Raw genomic sequence first — 21,614 nt, forward strand, 5'->3', positions numbered from 1 at the left:
CGCGGGTCTGGTTGTTGGTTAGCGTGTGGTCAGCGCGTTAAATGCGCATCGGCATCACCACGTATTTAAAGGCTGCGTCGTCGGGGATGGTCAGCAGCGCGGAGCTGTTGGAATCAGCCAGTTCGATCTTCACCATGTCCTGGTCCATATTGGCCAGCGCGTCGATCAGGTAGGTGACGTTAAAGCCGATTTCGATGGCGTCACCGCCGTAGTCGATGTCGAGCTCGTCGACGGCTTCTTCCTGCTCGGCATTGTTGGAAGCCACGCGCAGGGTGCCGGGTTCGATGTTCAGGCGCACGCCCTTGAACTTCTCGCTGGTCAGGATGGCGGTGCGCTGCAGGCTGGCCAGCAGGGGCACACGGCCCAGGGTGATGATGTTTTTGTGGTTCTTGGGAATCACGCGGTTGTAGTCGGGGAACTTGCCTTCAACCAGCTTGGTGACAAATTCCATGCCTTCAAAGCTGAACTTGGCCTGGTTGCCGGCAAATTGCATTTCGATGGCGCCTTCTTTGTCGCTGAGCAGGCGCTGCATTTCCAGAACCGTCTTGCGCGGAAGGATCACTTCCTGCTTGGGCACTTCAACGTCGAGCGTGGCTGAGGAGAAGGCCAGGCGGTGGCCGTCGGTGGCGACCAGGCTCAGCTGCTTGCCTTCAGCCACAAACAAAATGCCGTTGAGGTAGTAGCGGATGTCATGCACCGCCATGGCAAACGAGACCTGGTTGAGCAGCTCTTTCAAAACCTTTTGCGGCACCGAGAAGCTCGGGCCGAAATTGGCGGCTTCCTGCACCAGCGGGAAGTCTTCAGCGGGCAGGGTTTGCAGGGTGAAGCGGCTTTTGCCGCCCTTGAGGATCAGCTTGTTCTGCGACGACTCGAGCGAGACGGTCTGGTCGCTGGGCATGGAACGCAGGATGTCGATGAGCTTGCGGGCACCCACGGTGGTGGTGAAGTTGCCGGCATCGCCGTCGAGCTCGGCAGTGGTGCGGATCTGGATTTCAAGATCGCTCGTGGTGAGCTGCAGCTGGGCGCCAGTTTTGCGGATCAGCACGTTGGCAAGGATGGGCAAGGTGTGCCTGCGCTCAACGATGCCGGCCACCGACTGCAGTACCGACAAAACTTTATCCTGGGTTGCTTTCAGAACGATCATGACTTCCTCTGTATATATCTTTAATTCTTTAATTCAAATTAGTAGTAGTAGATAAGGGTGGCGCCCATCTGTGGATAGTGCCATTTTCCCCTTTTTGATCAACCACTTGGCGTTTGTTTAACCATGTGTTCAGACGCCCCTGAACTGCACTGCTGAATATGAACAACTTTCGATTGTCATCTGCTTCTGTGGATAAGCCATGGGTTGTTCAAAAGTTGTCCCCAAAGTTATTGTGAGGGTGGCTGGGCTCTGTAAAACACCGTGAAAACCGGGCGCTAGAGGGTTCGTGGGGTTCATGGGACGCATGGAGGCTGTTCCTCAGCCTTTCAGGGTCTGTTCAAGCACATGCAGCTGCTGGTTGAGCTCTGTCATTTGCTGGCGCTCGGCAGACATCTTGCGCACGGCGTGCAGCACGGTGGTGTGGTCACGCCCGCCAAAGAGTTCACCGATCTCAGGGAGGCTCTTTTGCGTGAGTTCCTTGGCCAGGTACATGGCAATCTGCCGCGGCCGCGCAATGCTGGCGGGCCGCTTCTTGGAATACATGTCGGCCACTTTGATCTTGTAATAGTCGGCGACGGTCTTCTGGATGTTCTCGACGCTGATCTGCCGGTTCTGGATGGAAAGCAGGTCACGCAGGGCCTCGCGGGCCAGCTGGATGGAGATTTCCTTGAGATTGAAGCGTGAGTACGCCAGGATCTTGCGCAGGGCGCCTTCGAGCTCACGCACGTTGGAGCGGACGTTCTTGGCGACGAAGAAGGCGACCTCTTCGGGCATGGAGGCGCCTTCGGCTTCGGCCTTGCGGATCAGGATGGCGACGCGCATTTCGAGCTCGGGCGGCTCGATGGCGACGGTGAGGCCGGAATCAAAGCGCGACACCAGGCGTTCGTGGATATCCGTCAAACCCTTGGGATAAGTGTCGCTGGTCATCACGATGTGCGACTTTTTGGTCAGCAAGGCCTCGAAAGCGTTGAAAAACTCTTCCTGGGTGCGGTCCTTGTTGGCAAAGAACTGGACGTCGTCAATCAGCAGCAAATCCAGGGAGTGATAACGCTCCTTGAATTCATCAAAAGTCTTGCGCTGGTAAGCTTTAACCACATCTGAAACAAATTGTTCAGCGTGGATGTAGAGAACTTTGGCGGCGGGGTTGTCCGACAGCAATTTATTGCCGATGGCGTGCATTAAATGGGTCTTGCCCAAACCGACGCCGCCGTAGATAAAAAGCGGGTTGTAAAGCTGGCCCAGGCTGCTGGAAACATGCAGCGCCGCGGCCCGGCCCATGCGGTTGGCCGTGCCTTCAATCAGGGTGTCGAAGGTCAGCGCGCTGTTGAGCCGATTCTTGAACGGCGCGCCGGCGGCTTCTTCGGGAACGCCCAGGCCGACGGGTTCAGGAACGCCGGAGCCTTCAAAGCTGCGAACCAGAGATGAAGATTTGGCGGGCGCTTCGCGCGGAGCAAGTGCTAACTCAAGGGGGATGCTTTGCCCGGAAATTTTCTCAAGCAGGGCCGAAATACGGCCGGCATATTGGGCGCGAACCCAGTCCAGTTTGAACCGGTTGCCTACTAAAACGGTGACTTTGGTGAGGTCGGGAGCGACCTCGACAAGCAGGGGTCGGATCCAGGTATTGAACTGTTGTTCAGGTAATTCCTGGGCCAGGTGGTCGACGCAGCTCTGCCACAAGTCCTGGTTCAGATTTTGGACGGATGCCTCACTCATGGCTGGTTTTGGCTGGGTTGCTGGCCTGGCAAGAGGCGCCCGGCAGCGGTGAGCTGCTTGTGGATATTGTTAATTTTGAGCACCGGCAATTGTAGTCCGGACGGGGAGTTATCCACAAAATAATTGATCCGGGTTTCAACCTATTTTCGGCACTGGTTTGGGGTATGTAGCGACCCGGTTCGCCGCATCTCAGCCTTTACCCCAAATGGGCAGGCTAACTTGTTGCCAGCGTTAGGAAATCTGCGATAATCATGGGTTTCCCTGATTCGCGGCGGGTTTTGCCTGCCTTGAAGACTTGCAGAGATGGTTGTGTTGTACGGCCACCAAGATCATTCGAATCGCCCAAAGCAGTGTGTCTTATAACTAAGGCAAGGTAACGGCAAAGGGGAAAGCTTTGTAGCTGACCGGCTAGTAGGACCCAATCATGAAACGCACATACCAACCATCCAAAGTCAAACGCGCTCGTACGCACGGCTTCCTGACCCGCATGAAAACGCGTGGCGGCCGCGCAGTGATTGCTGCTCGCCGCGCCAAAGGCCGCAAGCGCCTGGCCGTATAAGTCTGTTTTCTGCTGGCCATTCGCAGTTTTTTAAACTGACGCCTGGCGCTCGTGCAACGGCTTCAAACCCGACCCCAGTTCCAGGCAGTTCTTGCCGGCGCCATTGTTGCAAAAACAACGCACTTCGCATTGCACCGCAATGCGCTGGACGCAAAGCCCGTGCAAGCTGAGCCAGGCAAGCTGGCTGATGTGCTCGCGGCAAAGCCGCTGTTTCCCGTACAGGATGTCTGGCTTGGGGCCATGGTTCCCAAACGCTGGGCCAAACGCGCCGTCACACGTAACGCCATCAAACGACAGATCTACACCGTGAGCGCTGATTTTTCGCATCAGTATCCTCAGGCTGCTTTTGTGGTCCGCTTGCGGCGTGATTTTTCGCGCAAGGAATTCATCAGCGCGACGTCCGAGCAGCTCAAGCTGGCGGTACGCACCGAAGTGCTGGCGCTGATGCAGGCAGGAGCCAAGGCGCCATGAGTTCCGCTTTTGCCGCGCTGGCACCACTTTTCCGTTTGCCGCAAACCCTGCTGATCGGCCTGGTCAAAGGCTACCGTTTGTTGCTCAGCCCGTGGCTGGGCTCAGCCTGCCGGTTTGAGCCGACGTGTTCCGTCTATTCACTGCAGGCCCTGCAGCAGCACGGCGCAACAGTCGGCAGCTACCTCACCTTGCGCCGGCTGGTACGCTGCCATCCCTGGTGCGATGGCGGGCACGACCCGGTGCCGCCTGTTCCCCTCTTTTCCCGCCTGGCCACCCCTGTGGCCTCCACCCCTTCTAAAAAGACGCCGTCATGAACGACATCCGCCGCACCATCCTGTGGGTGATTTTTGGTTTTTCCATGGTCCTTTTGTGGGACCAATGGCAGGTTTATAACGGCCACAAGGCGACCTTTTTCCCGTCAGCAACGCAAAGCGCCAAGGCGCCGGCCGCTGGGTCTGCCGCTTCTGCACCCGCTACCGGCGCAGCAGCTTCTTCGGTACCGGCGCCTCAGGCCGTCGGTGCAACAGCCACCCCAGGCGCCGTGCCTGGCGGCGCACCATCCACCGCAACTTCGGCGACCAAAGAGCGCGTGCTGGTGAACACCGACGTGCTCGCGCTGACCTTTGACAGCGAAGGCGGCACCCTGGTGCATTCGGCCTTCAGTAAGCTCAAGGACATGGCCAACAAGGAAGAGGGCTTTGTACTCCTGGATGAAAGCGCCAAACGTGTTTACGTCGCGCAAACCGGCCTTATCGCCGGCGCCACGGGCGGCAGCAGCTTCCCGACCCACAAGACCCCGATGAAGGCGGTTCCTGGTGAGCGTTCGCTCAAGGAAGGCGTGAACGAGTTGGAAGTGAAGTTCGAATCGGCCGACGTCGGCGGCGTCAAGCTGGTCAAGACCTACACGCTCAAGCGCGGCGTCTACGACATTGCCGTGCGCCACGAGATCGTCAATACCGGCACAGCCGCGGTCGCTCCGCAGCTTTACCTGCAGCTCGTGCGTGATGGCAACCCACCGCCCGGCGAGTCGTCGTTCTACTCGACCTTCACCGGCCCGGCTGTCTACACCGAAGCACAGAAATTTCAGAAGGTCGAATTCAAGGACATCGAAAAAGGCAAGGTTGATGTTGAAAAACAGGCGACCAACGGTTTTGTGGCCATGGTGCAGCACTATTTCGCCACAGCCTGGATTCTGGGTGACGGTATCAAGCGCGACCTGTTCTTCCGCAAGGTGGACACCAATCTGTATGCCGTGGGCATGATTACGCCACTGGATAGCATTGCCCCTGGCGCAACCAAGACGGTTGACTCGATCTTTTTTATCGGTCCGCAGGAAGAAAAGTCGCTGGAAGCCTTGGCGCCCGGGCTGGAGCTGGTCAAGGACTATGGCTACTTGAAGATCCTGGCCAAGCCCTTGTATTGGCTACTCGACAAGTTGCACGGTTTTATCCAGAACTGGGGCTGGTCCATCGTGGCGCTCGTGCTGCTGCTCAAGATTGCGTTCTACTGGCTCAACGCCAAGGCGTATGCCAGCATGGCCAAGATGAAGGCGATCAATCCCAAGATCATGGAAATGCGTGAACGCTTGAAAGACAAGCCGCAGGAAATGCAGCAGGCGATGATGAAAATCTATCGTGAGGAAAAAGTCAACCCAATGGGTGGCTGCTTCCCCATCATGATCCAGATCCCAGTGTTCATCGCGCTGTACTGGGTGCTGCTGTCCAGCGTTGAAATGCGCGGTGCACCCTGGATTTTGTGGATTCATGACCTCTCGGCGCCGGATCCGTTCTTCATCCTGCCGGTGGTGATGACCCTGACCACCATGCTGCAAACGGCGCTCAATCCCGCCCCGCCGGATCCGATGCAAGCCAAGCTGATGTGGTTCATGCCGCTGATCTTCAGCGTGATGTTCTTCTTCTTCCCGGCTGGCCTGGTGCTGTACTGGATTACCAACAATATTCTGTCCATCGCGCAGCAGTGGGTGATCAACACGCGCATGGGCGTGCCGCCGCAGTTCAACCTGCCGAAATTCAAATAAGGCGGACACGGAATAAAAAATTGGGCCGCTTCGCGGCCCTTTTTCTTGGGAAACCGACTTTCGCGGCTGCGCTCCTTACCCAGGCGCCAAGATCTGGTTTGCCCCTTAACATCTACCACCATGCTGGCCCGACACCACGACCCCATCGTTGCAATCGCCACTGCGCCCGGGCGCGGTGCGGTGGGCATTGTGCGGGTGTCCGGCAAGCACATCGCGCCCGTCGTGGAAGCGATTTGCGGCCGCCAGCTTCAACCGCGCCAGGCGACCTACCTTCCCTTCAGCGATGCGCATGGCGTAGCCATCGACCAAGGGCTCGCCCTGCATTTCCCGGCGCCTCATTCCTATACCGGCGAAGACGTGCTGGAGCTGCAAGCGCACGGCGGCCCTGTTGTGCTGCAGCTGTTGCTGGCGCGATGCCTCGAGGCCGGTGCGGCGCCAGACCCGGTGACCGGCCAAGCGGCCGTGCCGGGGCTGCGCGTGGCGCAACCGGGCGAGTTCACCGAACGTGCCTTCCTCAACGACAAGATCGACCTGGCGCAGGCCGAGGCGATTGCCGACCTGATCGACGCGAGCACTGAAACCGCGGCACGATCAGCCGCGCGTTCAATGTCGGGTGAATTCTCTCTGGCGGTCAACACGCTGCTGGAGCAGCTGATCCATCTGCGCATGCTGGTCGAAGCCACGCTGGACTTCCCGGAGGAAGATATCGACTTCCTGCAGAAGGCAGACGCACAGGGCCAGCTTGAGCGCTTGCAGGTGACGCTGGCCGGCGTGATGCAGCGCGCGGTGCAGGGCGCCTTGCTGCGCGAAGGCATCAAGGTGGTGATCGCTGGCCAGCCGAACGCCGGCAAAAGTTCGCTGCTCAATGCGCTGGCCGGCGCCGAACTCGCCATCGTCACGCCGATTGCCGGCACCACACGCGACAAGGTTTCGCAGCTGATCCAGATTGAAGGCGTGCCGCTGCACGTGGTGGACACAGCCGGCCTGCGGGACGCGCTCGACGAAGTGGAAAAAATCGGCGTTGAACGCGCGTGGGCTGAAATCGCCAGCGCCGACGCGGTGCTCTTCCTGCATGACCTGACCCGGCGTGCCGCCGATTACCTGGCCGCTGACGCACACATCGCAGAAGTACTGAGCCGCGAGCTGCCACGCAACACGCCCATCATCGATGTCTGGAACAAGTCGGACGCGGCTGACGCGGATGTGCTGGGCACAATCAGCGGCGGTGTTCTGATCTCCGCCAAAACCGGCGACGGCCTGCAGGCGCTGCGCAAGCAACTGCTGCACGTCGTGGGCTGGCAGGCCGCCCCTGAAGGTGTGTTCATGGCCCGCGAACGCCACGTGCGTGCCCTGCAGCAGGTCGCAGAACAACTCAAGAGGGCCCATGCGCAGATTCGCGCGGGGCACCCTGCCCTGGACCTGCTGGCCGAAGATTTGCGCCAGGCGCAACTGCACCTCGGCGAGATCACCGGTGCGTTCACACCGGACGACTTGTTGGGCGAAATTTTTTCCAGATTCTGTATTGGAAAGTAGTAAACCGGCGACAGGCGGGCCTTGTCTGGGGACAAGCGGTTCCATGCCGCGAAAAATGCCCCAAAACAGTCAAAAATGGGGCTCTGTCGGGGGGAAATTACAACTCCGGATTTCCTGTATCAGGTGTAAGGGGCCGTTAACGTCTCTTGCGGGCTATGTAGTGCGAAGGTATCTTCCGTCCCACTATGAACGCTCCATTACCTGCCGCCATCCGTTTTGACATTCAGGGCCTTGCCCAGGCCATTCTTCACTGCCACGCCAGTGACGCATTGCGTTGTCAATTCAACCAGCCGCATTGGGACATCCTGGCCAGCTACATGCAGCCTTTCGCGCTCAACAGTGGTCAGGTGCTGATGGAACAGGGCGCGCTGGACCGCACGCTGTACTTTGTGGAAAGCGGCACGCTCAGCGTTCATTACGAAGATGAAAAGGCCCGCGTGCGAATGGCACTGGTGGGTGCGGGTACCGTGCTTGGTGAAGGCGCATTTTTCTCGCACATGCCGCGCAGTGCCACGGTCCATGCGTCGACGCCCTGCAAGCTTTGGTGCCTCACCCCGATGCGGTTCCTCGAACTGGCAAACCGCCACAGCCCCATTGCATTGGAGCTGACCATGGCAATGGGGTCGGTCATGGCCAAGCGACTCTATAACCGTCCCAAGCGCGTCGCCGTGACCTGAGCGTCGCCCCTCTCTCGGGTGTACTGGCATCATCAGACAACTGACTCCTTGCCGTAATACTTTTGGGCGTCACAGGCGTTCTCAAAAACGTGACGGGCGTGATTTTTTACCAGACAGTTGCATGGGTGATTCGATAAAGTCGGCAACAGGATTTGCTGCTAAACAACAGCTGAACCGTTTGCGATATTGCTTACAGATTCACTCCGTGCATTGACGGAAAATCAACATTCATCACGAGAACATTGCCCATGTCTTTCTTAAACTGGTTTTCCGACAAACCGCAGCAAGCCAGCGCGGCTGCGAATGACGAACAAAAACGCGCGTCCGTCGGACGCGACAAATTTGCTACGTCCGTACCCCAGCGACTCTCCCCCGAACACCCTGCTCCCGCGGATTCCGGCAAGCTCAAGCGTCACGCCCGCCGCGAGCAGCTGTACGTAGCAATTCGTGAGGCCATGACCCGCTCCGGCGTGCTTTCGGCCAGCTACAAATTCAAAGTTCTTTCGCTCGACCAGAGCGGCAATGAATTCCTGGTCATGATGGACCTGGCAAAAGCATTTGGCGGCACGTCCGAGCAATTGAGTGGAATTGAGGCATCGATCACACAGCACGCCAAAGCGCGCTTTGAGATCACGGTACCCGCTGTGTACTGGCGTCTGGAGGAAATGGCGGTCGTTGTCAAACAGGCCCCGACGCCACCGCAGGCCGTGCAAGCACCTGTTGTACCAGCACCCGTAGTAGCACACGCTGAAGCCAATGTAGAAACCCGCGCGCCCGCGCCCGTCAAACCCGCAACACCACGGTATGAGCCTATCCAGGCCGACGAGGTTGCCGCCTTCAAACAAGCTTTGGTTGCTGCGTCTGCACAAGGCCCCGCAGTCGCGCCGGAAAAAGGGGTCAAAGTGCAAAGCGGCCCGCGCTCACGTTCATACACGCTGCTGACGGGCTTTGAAGACACCGAAATGCCGCCGGAATTCAGCACGTCACCAGCGCTGAGCAGCACGCAGTATGGCGATTTGAATTAGGCCGAGCCGGCTTTAAATTTAAAACAAATAGGCTTCAAACCCAATAGCGGCGGGCGCAAGCAGCTATAAAAGTTATAGCTGAACCCGTTCTCTCTCCGGGCAGTTTCCAGAACTGCATCCCGCGGCTCAATGCCCCGAAAAGTCGATCAAGGTGAACAGCGGCAGCCCTGCTGCCCGCAGTTTTTCTGAACCACTGAGTTCCGGCAGGTCAACAATCGCCGCACCTTCGGTGACAGTGGCGCCCAACTTCTCCAGCAGTTTCTTGCCGGCCATCATGGTGCCGCCTGTGGCGATCAGGTCGTCGATCAGCAGCACCCGGTCGCCGGGTTTGACCGCATCGGTGTGCAGCTCCACGGTGGCGCTTCCATATTCGAGCTCATAGGTTTCCTGCACGGTCGTGAAGGGCAGTTTGCCTTTTTTGCGTATCGGCACAAAGCCAACATTCAACTCATAGGCGATGACGGCGCCAAGGATGAACCCGCGCGCATCCAGCCCTGCCACGATGTCGGGGCGGAGCTTGCCGTCCATGTAGCGGTGCACAAAAGCGTCGATCAGCACGCGAAAGACCTTGGGGTTCTGCAGCAGCGGTGTGATGTCGCGAAACTGCACACCGGGGGCCGGCCAGTCGGGCACGGTGCGGATATGGTTCTTCAGGTACTGGCCGACGGTCTGGTGAGTGAGGCTGTGCAGATCAGGCATGGCGTGTCCAAGGTGGGTGGCGCCCATATTGTGCCGTCAGTGCCAACGAACAACGACCTGCTGCAGGCGCGAACAAAGCGGTGAGATGTTTCCCCGGAAGCCCCTCTTTGCGACGGGCGGCCCGCTGCTCAGTTGATACGGCCGCGCAGGAGCTTCTCTTCGGCCATGGCCAATGCCTCGGGCTTGCCTGACAGCACGAGCGTGTCCCCGCCCTCCAGCAATGTTTCGTCATGCGCGGCCACTGCCTTGCCATTGCTGCGGCGCAGGCTGACCACACGCACGCCGCCGGCGCCCAGTGCCACCGCACCCAAAGGTTTTCCGGCAGACCTGGTGCCCAGCGGCAATGTGACGTTTGACAGGCGCTCCTGCTCGAGCTCGTTGACGGTGTCGTCGTCGGCACCGCGAAAGTAACCTCGCAGCAGGTTGTACCGGGCGTCACGTTGATCCTGCACGACGCGGATCACGCGGCGCATGGGCACCCCTACCAGCGCCAACGCATGGCTGGCCAGCATCAGGCTGCCTTCGATGGCCTCTGGCACGACCTCTGTAGCGCCGGCTGCCTGGAGTTTTTCCAGGTCGTGGTCGTCTACCGTCCGCACAATCACCGGCACGGTCGGCGCGTGGGCGCGCGTGTTGGCCAGCACCTTGAGGGCGCTGGCTGTGTCGAGATAAGTTACCACCACGGCGCTGGCCCGGGCCAGCCCGGCTGCCATCAGGGCCTGGAGCCGCACCGCATCACCGAACACCACCGAATCGCCTGCGGCTGCGGCCTGCCGTACCCGGTCAGGGTCGAGGTCAAGCGCCATGTACTGGATGCCTTCGCGCTCCAGCATGTGACCCAGGTTCTGGCCGCAGCGGCCATAGCCGCAAATGATCACGTGTTTGTTGGCGTTGATGGACTTGCGTGCAATGGTGGTCATTTGCAGCGATTGCTGCAGCCACTCGCTGGAAACGAGCTTCATCACAATGCGGTTGCTGTACATGATGATGAAGGGCGTCGCCAGCATGGACAGCACCATGCTGGCCAAAATGGGATTTAACAGTGCGGGTGGCACCAGCTTGCTTTGCTGGGCCAGCGTCAGCAGCACAAAGCCGAATTCGCCCGCCTGGGCAAGATACAGGCCGGTGCGCAGCGATACGCCGGCTGTTGCACCCAGCGAACGCGCCAGCGCGGTAACCAGCACCAGCTTGAAGAGAACAGGCAACGTCGTCAGCAACAGCACCAGCGGCCATCGTTCCAGCACCAGCCGCCAGTCCAGCAGCATGCCGATGCTGATGAAGAAAAGACCCAGCAAAACATCGTGGAAGGGCCGTATGTCGGTTTCGACCTGGTGTTTGTATTCCGTCTCGGAGATCAGCATGCCGGCAATAAAGGCGCCCAGCGCCAGGCTCAGCCCGGCGCGCTCGGTCAGCCAGGCCAGCGCCAGCGTGACCAGCAGCAGGTTGAGCACGAACAGTTCTTCGCTTTTGCGCCGTGCCACGATGGTGAGCCACCAGCGCATGATGCGTTGCCCGCCGGTGAGCAGCAGCCCCACCAGCACGGCCGCCTTCAGCCCCGCGATCGCCAGCGCCATCAGGAGCGCATCGGCGGGCGCGCCCAGTGCCGGAATCAACACGAGCAACGGCACAACGGCCAAGTCCTGGAACAACAGCACGCCCATGACACGCTTGCCGTGTTCGGATTCGAGTTCAAGTCGCTCCGACAGCAGTTTGACCACAATAGCGGTGCTGCTCATGGCGATGGCACCGGACAGCGCCAGCGCGGTCTGCCAGCCCATCTTCCAGAGACCGGGGGCCATGCTGGCAAGGAACAGCGAGCCCACCGTGGCCAGCACGATGGTCAGCGTGACTTGCAGCAGGCCCAGGCCAAAGACGTGACGCCGCATGGAGCGCAGCTTGGGCAGGTTGAACTCAAGCCCGATCACGAACATCAGAAACACCACGCCGAACTCGCCCAAATGCCTGACGCCGTCGGAATTTTGCGCCAGCGCCAGTGCGTTGGGCCCGATGACCACGCCGACCGCCAGGTAACCCAGCATGGGCGGCAGCTTGAGCGAACGGCATGCCACCACACCCAGCACAGCAGCCAGCAGGTACAGCAGGGTCAGTTCAAGCGCGCTCATGCGTTGATGGTAGCCGAGGATATTGCATGGCCTTGACGATTTGCAGGCGGCAAAGGCCCATTCACGCGGCGGCAGGCCGGCAGGATGGGGCCTGCCCGCCTCTATAGAATGCAGCCATGAGCCTTGACGCCGTGAATTTTGATGCCGAACAGGTGCTGAGCCTAGCCAGGAAGACTTTTGAAATAGAAGCCGCCGCTGTGCTGGGCCTGGTGGGACGGCTGGGCGATGAGTTTGCCCGGGCCGTGGAGTTGATGCTGCAGTGCCGCGGCCGAGTGGTTGTCATGGGCATGGGAAAAAGCGGCCATATAGGCCGCAAGATTGCCGCCACACTCGCCTCCACCGGAACACCTGCCATGTTTGTGCATCCGGCTGAAGCCAGCCACGGCGACCTGGGCATGATCAAGGCCATCGACGTAGTACTCGCAATTTCCAACAGCGGCGAGAGTGCCGAGTTGACGATGATCCTGCCGGTGTTAAGCCGTCAGGGCGTACCGATGGTGGCAATTACCGGGGGCGCACAGTCCACGCTTGCCCGGCATGCACGGGTGACGCTCGACAGCAGCGTGGCGCAGGAAGCCTGTCCGCTCAACCTGGCGCCGACGGCCAGCACGACCGCGCAGCTCGCCCTGGGTGACGCGCTGGCCGTCGCCCTGCTGGATGCGCGCGGTTTCAAGGAAGAAGACTTTGCCCGCTCCCACCCGGGCGGTGCGCTCGGCCGCAAGCTGCTCACGCATGTCAGTGACGTGATGCGCAGTGGCGATGCGGTGCCGCAAGTGCTGGCTGACACCAGCTTCACCGATCTCATGCGTGAAATGAGCGCCAAGGGACTTGGGGCTTCTGCGGTGGTGGACGGCAGCCGGCGGGTGCTCGGTATATTTACCGACGGCGATTTACGCCGGCTGGTCGAAAAAGGCGTGGACCTGCGCAGCAGCAAGGCGGGCGATGTGATGCGCGCCAATCCGCGCACGATACAGCCGGATTCGCTGGCTGTCGAGGCTGTGGCATTGATGGAGCAGCACCGCATCACCAGCGTGCTGGTTGTGGACGACGCAGGGGTGTTATGCGGGGCGCTGAATACCAACGACCTGATGCGCGCAAAAGTGATATGACACTTGCACCCGTTATTTGGCTTGCGGTGAAACGATAGATGCTTACTCCAACACTGAGCTTTCCGCCTGAACTGCTGCTGCGCGCGCAAGGCATCAAGGTGGCATTTTTTGACGTTGACGGCGTACTCACGGACGGTGGCCTGTATTTTTCCGAATACCCCGACGGCCATGAACTGGCTGTGGCGTCAGGTGGTTATCGCGCTTCGGGTGAGATCGTCAAACGGTTCAACACGCTGGACGGCCATGGCCTCAAGTTGCTCCAGAGGGCCGGCATTACTCCCGCCGTCATCACCGGGCGCGATAGCCACGTGCTGCGCGCACGTTTGCAGGCACTCGGCATCACCCATGCCCATTTCGGTACGGAGGACAAACGCCCGGCCGCCGAGCTCACGCTGCAGGCCCTGGGGCTGGACTGGAGCGCTGCCGCAGCCATGGGTGACGACTGGCCCGACCTGCCTGTTCTGTCCCGTGTGGCATTGAGCTGCGCGCCGATCAACGCGCACGCGGAGGTTCGTGCGATGGTCCATCATGTGACACAAGCACCTGGTGGCCATGGCGCCGCACGCGAGTTCTGTGATGTGCTGCTGGTTGCCAGCGGACGCTATGCCGGGCTCCTTCAGGAGTACAGCCAGTGAGCACCGCGGCGAAGAACCGCGGCGCCCTGCTGCACCTGAAAAATGTGTGGCGACGCTTTCTGCGCGTCTGGGACAGCATGGCCATTTACATGCCGCTGGTGATGATGGGGGTGCTGGCGCTGGGTACCTACTGGCTTGTGCGCAACACCCCGATCTTCAGCACGCCGGAAGTGGCCAGGGAGGCGAGCCACGATGTGGACTATTTCATGCGCAAGTTCACCGTCAAGACGTTTGACGACGGGGGCCAGCTCAAGAGCGAAATTTATGGGACAGAGGCCCGGCATTTCGCCGACACCGACATCCTGGAAATTGACCAGGTGCGCATCCGCAGCATTAATGTGGAAAAGCGCATCACGACGGCTACGGCCAACCGGGCCTACACCAACGGTGATGGATCGGAAGTGCAGTTGACGGGCAATGCGGTAGTGGTCAGGGAGGCGAGCCAGGATGCGAACGGGAAGGAAACGCCGCGCATGGAATTTCGCGGTGAGTTTCTTCATGCCTTCCTGAATGACGAGCGCGTGAAGTCGCACAAACCGGTGCTGCTGATTCGCGGCACCGACCAGTTCACCGGTGACACTTTTGCCTACGACAACCTGGACCAGGTGGCCGATCTCAAGGGACGTGTCCGCGGCATTCTCGTCCCGCGTTCCGCGGCCAGCGCTGCAGGTGCTGGTACCTTGCCCACTCTCACGCCTGCACCACCCGTCAATCCGGCAAGCAACGCACCAGCGACCCGCTAACGCGACACTCTCTAATCAACGACTGCCCACCATGTCCAGACTCGTATTTATCACCGGCGCTTCCAGCGGTATCGGTCAGGCATTGGCACTGCGTTTTTATTCTGCAGGCTATCGGCTGGCGCTGGCTGCTCGCAGAACCGCCGAGGTCCAGGCCTGGGCCGAGACCCATGCCATCAGTGCGAGCCGCTACCAGGTCTACGGCGCAGACGTATCCGACATCGACAGCATTGTGTCCGCCGGCGAGGCTTGCATCGCCGCGCAGGGCGTGCCCGATGTGGTGATTGCCAATGCCGGTATCAGCATCGGCATGGACTCCGCGGTGCGTGCTGACCTTGAGGTCATGGCCCGGACTTTTGCGACCAACAATATCGGTGTCGCAGCCACCTTTCACCCGTTCATCGCCGGCATGGTTTCGCGAGGCACAGGAACACTGGTTGGTATTGGCAGCGTGGCCGGCATACGGGGCCTTCCCGGCCATGGCGCCTATTGCGCGAGCAAGGCTGCAGTCATCGCCTATTGCGAAAGCCTGCGCGGGGAACTGCGCCCCAGTGGCGTGAAGGTGGTGACGATTTGCCCAGGTTACATCGACACGCCGCTGACCCGCGAAAACCGCTATGCCATGCCGTTTCTGATGAAGGCCGAGGTATTTGCCGAAAAAGCGTTTGCCACCATCCAGGCGGGGTGCAGCTACCGGGTGATCCCCTGGCAAATGGGTGTGGTGGCCAAGCTGTTGCGTCTGCTGCCCAATGCGGTGTTCGACAAGGCTTTGTCTGGCCGCGCACGCAAGCATCGCCAGGGCGAGAGCTGAGAGCCGGGCGCCTTTGCGCGCTGCGCTATCAAAACAGGAGCTGCTCGCGCCCATTTATTGGGCACTACAAAGCAAAAAGGCTTCAAAACCGAAGTCTTGAAGCCTTTTAAGCGCTCTTCAACCAGAGGCTGAAGAGGGGGTTCTGCAGGGCTTAGTAGCCGCCGCGTCCACCACCGCCGCCACCACCGGAACGGCCACCGCCGCTACCGCCGCCGCCGTAGGGGCTGCGGAAACCGCCGTCGCCACCGCCGCCGCCGGAGCGACCACCGCCGCCACCGCCGTAGCCACCACCGCCGGAACGGTCGCCGCCACCACCACCGTAGCCGCCACCACCGCCGCCGCCGAAGCCGCCGCTACGTGGAGGACGTGCCTCCATGGGACGTGCTTCGTTCACGACAACGCTACGGCCGCCCAGAGGCTGGCCGTTCATGCCGTTGATAGCTGCCTGGGCTTCTGCATCGCTGCCCATTTCGACAAAGCCAAAGCCTTTGGAGCGACCGGTGTCGCGTTCCATCATGACTTTAGCGCTGGTGACAGCGCCAAATTGGCCAAAAGATTGTTGCAGGTCTTCGTCGCGGACCGAGTACGGCAGGTTGCCGACGTAAAGTTTGTTGCCCATGAAGGGACTCCTCTAAAACACAAAAACAAAAGCGATGGGGTCCCGAAAGCACAACAAATCTTGATACGTACCGCTGTAGCGCGCGAAACTGACCGATCACCTAACGTGTGCGAATAGTGACACTCGCACCGGCATATTATGCGTCAGTTATCAAAAAGACAACCAGCTGGCGTTACTGCCTGGGCCTCGCAAGCCCGCATAAACAGGGGCTTCCCGGGTTTGTTTACGATTTTTGTATCGACCTGCCCGCTGACTTGAAGGCCGCGGAGGGTAACCCAAAGCACTTCTATTGAAGATGGCACAACAAAAAGCCCGGGATGAGGTTTTCGCACCAGCTACGCGGGTGTTTAACAATAAAGCGCTATTAGTGGCCCGAATTTACGGCCCTGCTTAATAAGTTAGCGCCTACTGTTTATGGACTTACCAATGAATAGAGGCTACCGGCGCGAAGAAATCAGAGTCGTAAGTTCTCTCTGGACAGCCCTGATGCTGGAAGCGAGGATGTGTCCGTTAAAAGCCATAAGCAGGACAGTTGACGCGCGCGCGGAAGGAAAATAGTTACAAAAAATTGCAATGATTCAATCCGAATCCATATTTATTCGATGAGATGGCGACCGCCTTCGCTCGTTCGGCGGCGCGTTATTTGGGACGAATATCGGGCGGCAATTCGGTGGAGCCAGCCTCGGCAAGATCCGAATAGTTGCGCCACTGCTTCATCGCGGCGCGCATGGTCAGAATCTGGTTCTCAAACTTCGGGCAGGCATCGCAGGCCAGAAGATGCAGCTTGAGCGCAATGTGGTCGGGCAAACGGAGTGCGCGGTCTTCCCGCGCGATCAGCAATGCCGCAGCCTCCCGGCAGGTGCGTCTTAACAGGGTAATGTTGGGTTTCACGTTAAGGGCCGGCCGTGTCAGGTGCTGAGTTTGCCAAACCAGTGGATATTCAGGCACTCCTGCAGGCGCAGGCGTGCCCGATGCAACTGGACATACAGGTTGGTCGGTGTCAGTGAGAGTTCCTTACAGACTTCCTGCGAGGAAAGCTCCAGCCACTCACGCATCAGGAACAGCCGCCCCAGTGCAGGTGGCAGGCGTTCCATGCATGCGTCCAGTACCTGGAAGAACTGAACCTGCTGCAGGGTCTGGTCCGGATTGCCCCAGTCGTTGGGCGGCTCGGTGAAATGCCCGTCAGCCTGGAAAGAGAGCCGGTCGAGCTCGTCACCCTCTTCGTCGCCGTGGGCGTCCGGCACCGCCACCATGCGCGCATTGCTGCGGATCAGGTCAATGACCTTGTGCTTGAGAATGCCGACAAGCCACGTCTTGAGCTGGGAGCGGTTGCCGAAAGACTGCGGCTTGGACAAAGCCGCCAGCAACGTTTCCGACACGGCGTCCTCGGCCCATTCATCGTTGCGCAGCTGCAGGTGCGCAAAACGAAGGAGATAGACGCGGTGTTCAACCAGCTGCTCTTCAAAAGTAGGCATGGCCGAAAGTCTAGCGGCAGGTGTGGCGCTTGTGCGCCGGAACTCGACGAAATTTATGCCCAAGGCGCCAGAAGCCCATGGCCCCAGGCGCGATTTTTAAAAGAAACGGCCCCAAGCCCAATAAGGACGGGCGCAAGCAGCTATCAAATAGGTAGCAGAGGCGCCGCCTGCGTCGCCGCTACCAGTTGACTTCGCGGTCGGGCGTGGCGCCAATGCGGTGGACAGACAAGTCAGCGCCTTCAAATTCTTCTTCCTGACTCAGCCTGAGGCCCATCGTGGACTTGAGGACACCATAGACAGCAAAGCCCGCCAGCAGCGCCCAGGCCACGCCCATGGCGCTGCCCAGCAGCTGGGCGCCAAAGCTCACACCGCCCAGCCCCCCCAGGGTCTGGTTGCCGAAGATGCCGGCCGCGATGCCACCCCACAGGCCGCACAAGCCATGCAGCGGCCAGACGCCCAGTACGTCGTCAATCTTCCATTTGTTCTGCGTCAGCGTGAACATCACGACGAACACGCCGCCGGCGACGCCGCCCGTCACCAGCGCGCCCAGCGGATGCATCAGGTCTGAGCCTGCGCATACCGCCACCAGACCGGCCAGCGGCCCGTTGTGCACAAACCCCGGGTCATTCTTGCCAAACACCAGGGCGGCGAGTGTGCCGCCGACCATGGCCATCAGGGAGTTGACGGCGACCAGGCCGGAGATTTTGTCGATGGTCTGTGCGCTCATCACGTTAAAGCCGAACCAGCCCACAGTGAGGATCCAGGCACCCAGGGCCAGAAAAGGAATGTTCGAAGGCGGATGGGCCGACACTGCGCCGTCCTTGCGGTAGCGGTTGCTGCGCGCGCCCAGCAAAATCACCGCCGGCAAGGCCAGCCAGCCGCCCACGGCGTGAACCACGATGGAGCCCGCGAAATCATGAAACTCCGCACCGGTCAGCGATTTGATCCAGGCCTGCACCCCGAAGTGCTGGTTCCAGACGATGCCTTCGAAGAAGGGATAGACGAAACCGACGATGACGGCGGTCGCGATGAGCTGCGGATAAAAGCGCGCCCGCTCGGCGATGCCGCCCGAAATAATCGCTGGAATGGCTGCGGCAAAGGTCAGCAGGAAAAAGAACTTGACCAGCTCATAGCCGTTTTTGGCCGCCAATTGCTCTGCGCCAACGAAAAAATGGGTGCCGTAGGCTACGCCATAGCCCACCATGAAATACACCACGGTGGATACCGAGAAGTCCACCAGGATCTTGACCAGGGCATTGACCTGGTTCTTTTTGCGAACCGTGCCCAGTTCCAGAAAGGCAAAACCGGCGTGCATGGCGAGCACCATGATGCCGCCCAGCAGGATGAACAAGGCATCTGAGCCCTGTTTTAGTGCTTCCATAAGTCCCTCTTCAAATGAAATTGCTATTTATTGGTGCGATTCCAGAGAAATTCCCATAATCGCACCAAATACAAGCAAGAAATGCGCCTCAAGTGTGCGAGCGAACAACTGTGCGCACCATTTCAGTCTGAAAGCGCTTGGACGCCCGCCGATATAATGAAAGCTGTCATTGGGGAGTAGCCAGCCTTTCAATCCTGAAAGGGGCTTGCGTCAACAGACTTGTCCTTGGAACCTGTTCTTCTGGACATGGCGCAAGCGGTCTTCGGATCACGCGAGACCTTTGACTGCACAGCCTCCGCTTCAGGCCGGGGATGCCGTGCAGTCATGGGTTTTCGGCCGGAGTTTTTTTGAATGGAAGCTTTCCTCGTCTCAACGGGCATCGTCGCCCTCGCCGAAATGGGCGACAAGACGCAACTCCTCGCGCTTATCCTCGCTGCCCGCTTCAAGAAGCCCTGGCCCATCGTCTCCGGTATCTTTGTCGCGACCCTGGTCAACCACGCATTGGCCGGCGCCGCCGGCGCCTGGGTCACCACGCTGATCGGCCCTCAAATGCTGCGCTGGATCCTGGGCGCCTCGTTTCTGGCAATGGCGGCGTGGATGCTGGTGCCCGACAAGCTGGACGCGGACGAGGAGGAAAAGCCGCCGCGCTACGGCGTGTTCTTCACCACCGTGCTGGTCTTCTTCCTGGCGGAAATGGGCGACAAGACACAGATCGCCACCGTGATGCTGGCCGCGCGCTACGACGCCATCGTCAGCGTGGTCGCGGGCACCACTCTGGGCATGATGCTGGCGAACGCGCCGGTGGTCTGGCTCGGTGAGCGCGTCACGCGCCTGGTGCCGCTGCGCGCTGTGCACATTGTGTCGGCGATCATCTTTGCGGGCCTGGGCCTGGCTGCGCTTTTGATGTGACCCCGGCTTGCTATACTGTCCACAGCGCCGATTTGCTCAGCTTGCGGGCGCTTAAAAAGTACAGCTAAAGACGACATCCAAAAACCCGGACTCGCTTTAGCGATGCCGGGTTTTTTGTTTTCAGCAGGTGATTTTTTGACACTTATTGCCACCCCGCTCAGCATGCATTTCGTTGAGGCGCTACCGCTGCAGAGCGGCGCGTCAATACGCGCCTACGACCTGAGCTATGAGACCTACGGCGAGCTCAACGCCGACAAATCCAACGCCGTGCTGATCTGCCACGCGCTCAATGCCTCGCACCATGTGGCGGGCGTGTACCTCGATGCGCAGGGCCAGCCGATAGCCAAATCCGAAGGCTGGTGGGACACCATGATCGGCCCCGGCAAGCCGGTCGACACTGACCGCTTCTTCGTCATTGGCGTCAACAATTTAGGCTCCTGCTTCGGCTCCACCGGGCCCATGCAGCCCAACCCCGACACGCAGGAGCTCTACGGCGCCGACTTCCCCGTCGTCACAGTGCAGGACTGGGTCAGCGCCCAGGCCCGCCTGCTGGACCGCCTGGGCATCCAGACCCTTGCCGCCGTGATGGGCGGCAGCCTGGGCGGCATGCAGGCACTGGCCTGGACGCTGCAATACCCCGACCGCGTGCGCCACGCCGTGGTGGTGGCCAGCGCGCCCAACCTCACCGCCGAGAACATCGCCTTCAACGAAGTCGCCCGCCGCGCCATCGTGACCGATCCCGATTTTCACGGCGGCCATTTCTACCGTCACGGCGTGCTGCCCAAACGCGGCTTGCGCATCGCCCGCATGATCGGCCACATCACTTACCTGAGCGACGACGTGATGAACGAGAAGTTCGGCCGTCAGTTACGGCAAGCGGTAGCCGAGACGGTGAATGCCGATGCCCCCTATAAATACACGACGCAAGACATCGAGTTCGAAATCGAAAGCTACCTGCGCTACCAGGGCGACAAATTCAGCGAGTACTTTGACGCCAACACCTATTTGCTGATTACCCGCGCGCTCGACTACTTCGACCCAGCCCGGGTGTATGGCGGCAACCTCACCCAGGCGCTGGCCCATGTGACAGCCAGGTTCCTGCTCGTGAGTTTCACCACCGACTGGCGCTTTTCCCCCGCGCGCAGCCGCGAAATCGTTAAGGCGCTGCTCGACAACCAGCGCGACGTGAGCTACGCAGAAATCGACGCGCCGCACGGCCATGATGCTTTTTTGCTGGAGGATGATCGCTACCTGGGCGTGGTGCGCTCCTATTTTCAGAGCAAGGTGGCCGCTGTATGAACCTGCCTGTCGAACTCAATGTTCAGCCCTCGGCTGATTTGCTGTCCATCGCGCGGCTGGTGCCGCACGGCTCCCGTGTGCTTGACCTGGGCTGCGGCACCGGCGAGCTGCTGGACTACCTGATCCGTGAACGCGGCTGCTCGGGCTACGGCGTCGAGATCAACGACGCCAACGTCCAGGCCTGCGTGGCGCGCGGCGTCAACGTGATCCAGCTCAACCTGGAAGCGGGCCTGGCGCTGTTTGGCGACCGCTCGTTTGACGTGGTGCTGCAGATCGACACGCTGCAACACCTGCACAACGCCGAAACCATGCTGCGTGAAACCGCGCGTGTAGGCCGCGCCGGCATCGTCGTGTTTCCCAACTTCGGCCACTGGCCCAACCGCCTGGCTGTTGCGCGCGGCCGCATGCCGGTAACGAAGGTGTTGCCTTACCAGTGGTATGACACGCCCAACATCCGTGTCGGCACGCTGCAGGATTTTGAAGCGCTTGCGCTGCAAAACCAGTTGCAGATCCTGGATTCCTTCGGCTTGCAGGATGGCCGCGAAGTCCGCTTTTGGCCGAATGCCCGTGCCAGCCGGGCGGTTTTCAAGTTCCAGCGGAGTTAGGATTGGCGCAAGGACGCGCTCTGGTGTTAGTATTCGCGCATCGGGATTT

At 60.1% G+C, this 21,614-nt stretch carries 22 protein-coding genes and 1 riboswitch; of the genes, 14 read left to right on the plus strand and 8 right to left on the minus strand.

Features of this window, described 5'->3' with window-relative positions:
- Nucleotides 1-37: 37 nt before the first annotated feature.
- Nucleotides 38-1,144, minus strand: a complete 1,107-nt coding sequence (gene dnaN / locus AC1D13_RS13755; RefSeq protein WP_457281892.1) for a DNA polymerase III subunit beta — start codon at nucleotides 1,142-1,144, stop codon at nucleotides 38-40.
- A 318-nt stretch (nucleotides 1,145-1,462) separates the two neighbouring features.
- Nucleotides 1,463-2,857, minus strand: coding sequence for a chromosomal replication initiator protein DnaA (dnaA, locus tag AC1D13_RS13760; protein WP_457281893.1), 1,395 nt, complete (start codon nucleotides 2,855-2,857; stop codon nucleotides 1,463-1,465).
- Between the two features lie 424 nt (nucleotides 2,858-3,281).
- On the opposite strand from dnaA, the gene rpmH reads away from it, so the two are divergent.
- The 7 genes from rpmH to AC1D13_RS13795 all read left to right on the plus strand — a co-directional run bounded on the left by rpmH (nucleotide 3,282) and on the right by AC1D13_RS13795 (nucleotide 9,160).
- On the plus strand, nucleotides 3,282-3,416 hold the full coding sequence (gene rpmH, locus AC1D13_RS13765; protein WP_007862708.1) for a 50S ribosomal protein L34: 135 nt from the start codon (nucleotides 3,282-3,284) through the stop codon (nucleotides 3,414-3,416).
- Nucleotides 3,417-3,467: 51 nt separating this feature from the next.
- Entirely contained in the window at nucleotides 3,468-3,887 is a 420-nt protein-coding gene (locus tag AC1D13_RS13770) for a ribonuclease P protein component (protein ID WP_457281894.1), read from the plus strand.
- Nucleotides 3,884-4,201, plus strand: a complete 318-nt coding sequence (gene yidD, locus AC1D13_RS13775; protein WP_477667047.1) for a membrane protein insertion efficiency factor YidD — start codon at nucleotides 3,884-3,886, stop codon at nucleotides 4,199-4,201. The genes AC1D13_RS13770 and yidD overlap by 4 nt, the downstream gene beginning before the upstream one ends.
- On the plus strand, nucleotides 4,198-5,925 hold the full coding sequence (gene yidC / locus AC1D13_RS13780) for a membrane protein insertase YidC (protein ID WP_457281896.1): 1,728 nt from the start codon (nucleotides 4,198-4,200) through the stop codon (nucleotides 5,923-5,925). Before yidD ends, yidC begins: the two co-directional genes overlap by 4 nt.
- A gap of 120 nt (nucleotides 5,926-6,045) precedes the next feature.
- Complete coding sequence (mnmE, locus tag AC1D13_RS13785) at nucleotides 6,046-7,458, plus strand: tRNA uridine-5-carboxymethylaminomethyl(34) synthesis GTPase MnmE (protein ID WP_477689721.1); 1,413 nt, start codon at nucleotides 6,046-6,048, stop codon at nucleotides 7,456-7,458.
- A 185-nt stretch (nucleotides 7,459-7,643) separates the two neighbouring features.
- Entirely contained in the window at nucleotides 7,644-8,135 is a 492-nt protein-coding gene (locus AC1D13_RS13790; protein ID WP_122954706.1) for a Crp/Fnr family transcriptional regulator, read from the plus strand.
- A 248-nt stretch (nucleotides 8,136-8,383) separates the two neighbouring features.
- Nucleotides 8,384-9,160, plus strand: a complete 777-nt coding sequence (locus AC1D13_RS13795; RefSeq protein WP_477689722.1) for a hypothetical protein — start codon at nucleotides 8,384-8,386, stop codon at nucleotides 9,158-9,160.
- A 126-nt stretch (nucleotides 9,161-9,286) separates the two neighbouring features.
- Here the strand turns inward: AC1D13_RS13795 and AC1D13_RS13800 are convergent, their stop codons facing one another.
- Nucleotides 9,287-9,859, minus strand: a complete 573-nt coding sequence (locus tag AC1D13_RS13800; RefSeq protein WP_477689723.1) for an adenine phosphoribosyltransferase — start codon at nucleotides 9,857-9,859, stop codon at nucleotides 9,287-9,289.
- A 128-nt stretch (nucleotides 9,860-9,987) separates the two neighbouring features.
- Entirely contained in the window at nucleotides 9,988-11,982 is a 1,995-nt protein-coding gene (locus AC1D13_RS13805; protein ID WP_457281900.1) for a cation:proton antiporter domain-containing protein, read from the minus strand.
- A 116-nt stretch (nucleotides 11,983-12,098) separates the two neighbouring features.
- Between AC1D13_RS13805 and AC1D13_RS13810 the strand changes: the two genes are divergently transcribed.
- The 4 genes from AC1D13_RS13810 to AC1D13_RS13825 all read left to right on the plus strand — a co-directional run bounded on the left by AC1D13_RS13810 (nucleotide 12,099) and on the right by AC1D13_RS13825 (nucleotide 15,277).
- A complete protein-coding gene (locus AC1D13_RS13810; RefSeq protein ID WP_477689724.1) occupies nucleotides 12,099-13,091 on the plus strand; it encodes a KpsF/GutQ family sugar-phosphate isomerase in 993 nt (330 codons plus the stop codon).
- Between the two features lie 38 nt (nucleotides 13,092-13,129).
- Complete coding sequence (locus AC1D13_RS13815) at nucleotides 13,130-13,726, plus strand: KdsC family phosphatase (RefSeq protein ID WP_457281902.1); 597 nt, start codon at nucleotides 13,130-13,132, stop codon at nucleotides 13,724-13,726.
- Between the two features lie 77 nt (nucleotides 13,727-13,803).
- Entirely contained in the window at nucleotides 13,804-14,469 is a 666-nt protein-coding gene (gene lptC, locus AC1D13_RS13820) for an LPS export ABC transporter periplasmic protein LptC (RefSeq protein WP_457282087.1), read from the plus strand.
- Between the two features lie 31 nt (nucleotides 14,470-14,500).
- A complete protein-coding gene (locus tag AC1D13_RS13825; RefSeq protein ID WP_457281903.1) occupies nucleotides 14,501-15,277 on the plus strand; it encodes an SDR family oxidoreductase in 777 nt (258 codons plus the stop codon).
- Between the two features lie 151 nt (nucleotides 15,278-15,428).
- On the opposite strand, the gene AC1D13_RS13830 is transcribed toward AC1D13_RS13825, so the two are convergent.
- From AC1D13_RS13830 to AC1D13_RS13845, 4 genes are all read right to left on the minus strand, one after another.
- Entirely contained in the window at nucleotides 15,429-15,896 is a 468-nt protein-coding gene (locus AC1D13_RS13830) for an RNA recognition motif domain-containing protein (RefSeq protein ID WP_457281904.1), read from the minus strand.
- Nucleotides 15,897-16,535: 639 nt separating this feature from the next.
- Nucleotides 16,536-16,787, minus strand: coding sequence for a zf-HC2 domain-containing protein (locus AC1D13_RS13835; RefSeq protein WP_477670440.1), 252 nt, complete (start codon nucleotides 16,785-16,787; stop codon nucleotides 16,536-16,538).
- Between the two features lie 17 nt (nucleotides 16,788-16,804).
- Complete coding sequence (locus tag AC1D13_RS13840; RefSeq protein ID WP_477689725.1) at nucleotides 16,805-17,371, minus strand: sigma-70 family RNA polymerase sigma factor; 567 nt, start codon at nucleotides 17,369-17,371, stop codon at nucleotides 16,805-16,807.
- 178 nt (nucleotides 17,372-17,549) lie between these two features.
- Nucleotides 17,550-18,752 carry an ammonium transporter gene (locus tag AC1D13_RS13845; protein ID WP_477689726.1) on the minus strand — a complete coding sequence of 401 codons (1,203 nt, stop codon included), beginning with the start codon at nucleotides 18,750-18,752 and terminating at the stop codon, nucleotides 17,550-17,552.
- Between the two features lie 159 nt (nucleotides 18,753-18,911).
- Nucleotides 18,912-19,114: riboswitch (yybP-ykoY riboswitch) on the plus strand.
- On the opposite strand from AC1D13_RS13845, the gene AC1D13_RS13850 reads away from it, so the two are divergent.
- From AC1D13_RS13850 to metW, 3 genes are all read left to right on the plus strand, one after another.
- A complete protein-coding gene (locus AC1D13_RS13850; RefSeq protein WP_457281913.1) occupies nucleotides 19,104-19,661 on the plus strand; it encodes a TMEM165/GDT1 family protein in 558 nt (185 codons plus the stop codon). It overlaps the preceding riboswitch by 11 nt.
- Nucleotides 19,662-19,796: 135 nt before the next feature.
- Nucleotides 19,797-20,960: a homoserine O-succinyltransferase MetX gene (gene metX / locus AC1D13_RS13855; RefSeq protein ID WP_477689727.1), complete on the plus strand. Its 1,164-nt coding sequence runs from the start codon at nucleotides 19,797-19,799 to the stop codon at nucleotides 20,958-20,960.
- On the plus strand, nucleotides 20,957-21,565 hold the full coding sequence (gene metW / locus AC1D13_RS13860; protein ID WP_477689728.1) for a methionine biosynthesis protein MetW: 609 nt from the start codon (nucleotides 20,957-20,959) through the stop codon (nucleotides 21,563-21,565). The genes metX and metW overlap by 4 nt, the downstream gene beginning before the upstream one ends.
- Nucleotides 21,566-21,614 lie beyond the last annotated feature (49 nt).

The sequence above is a fragment of the Polaromonas sp. P1_E12 genome, from assembly GCF_056405975.1.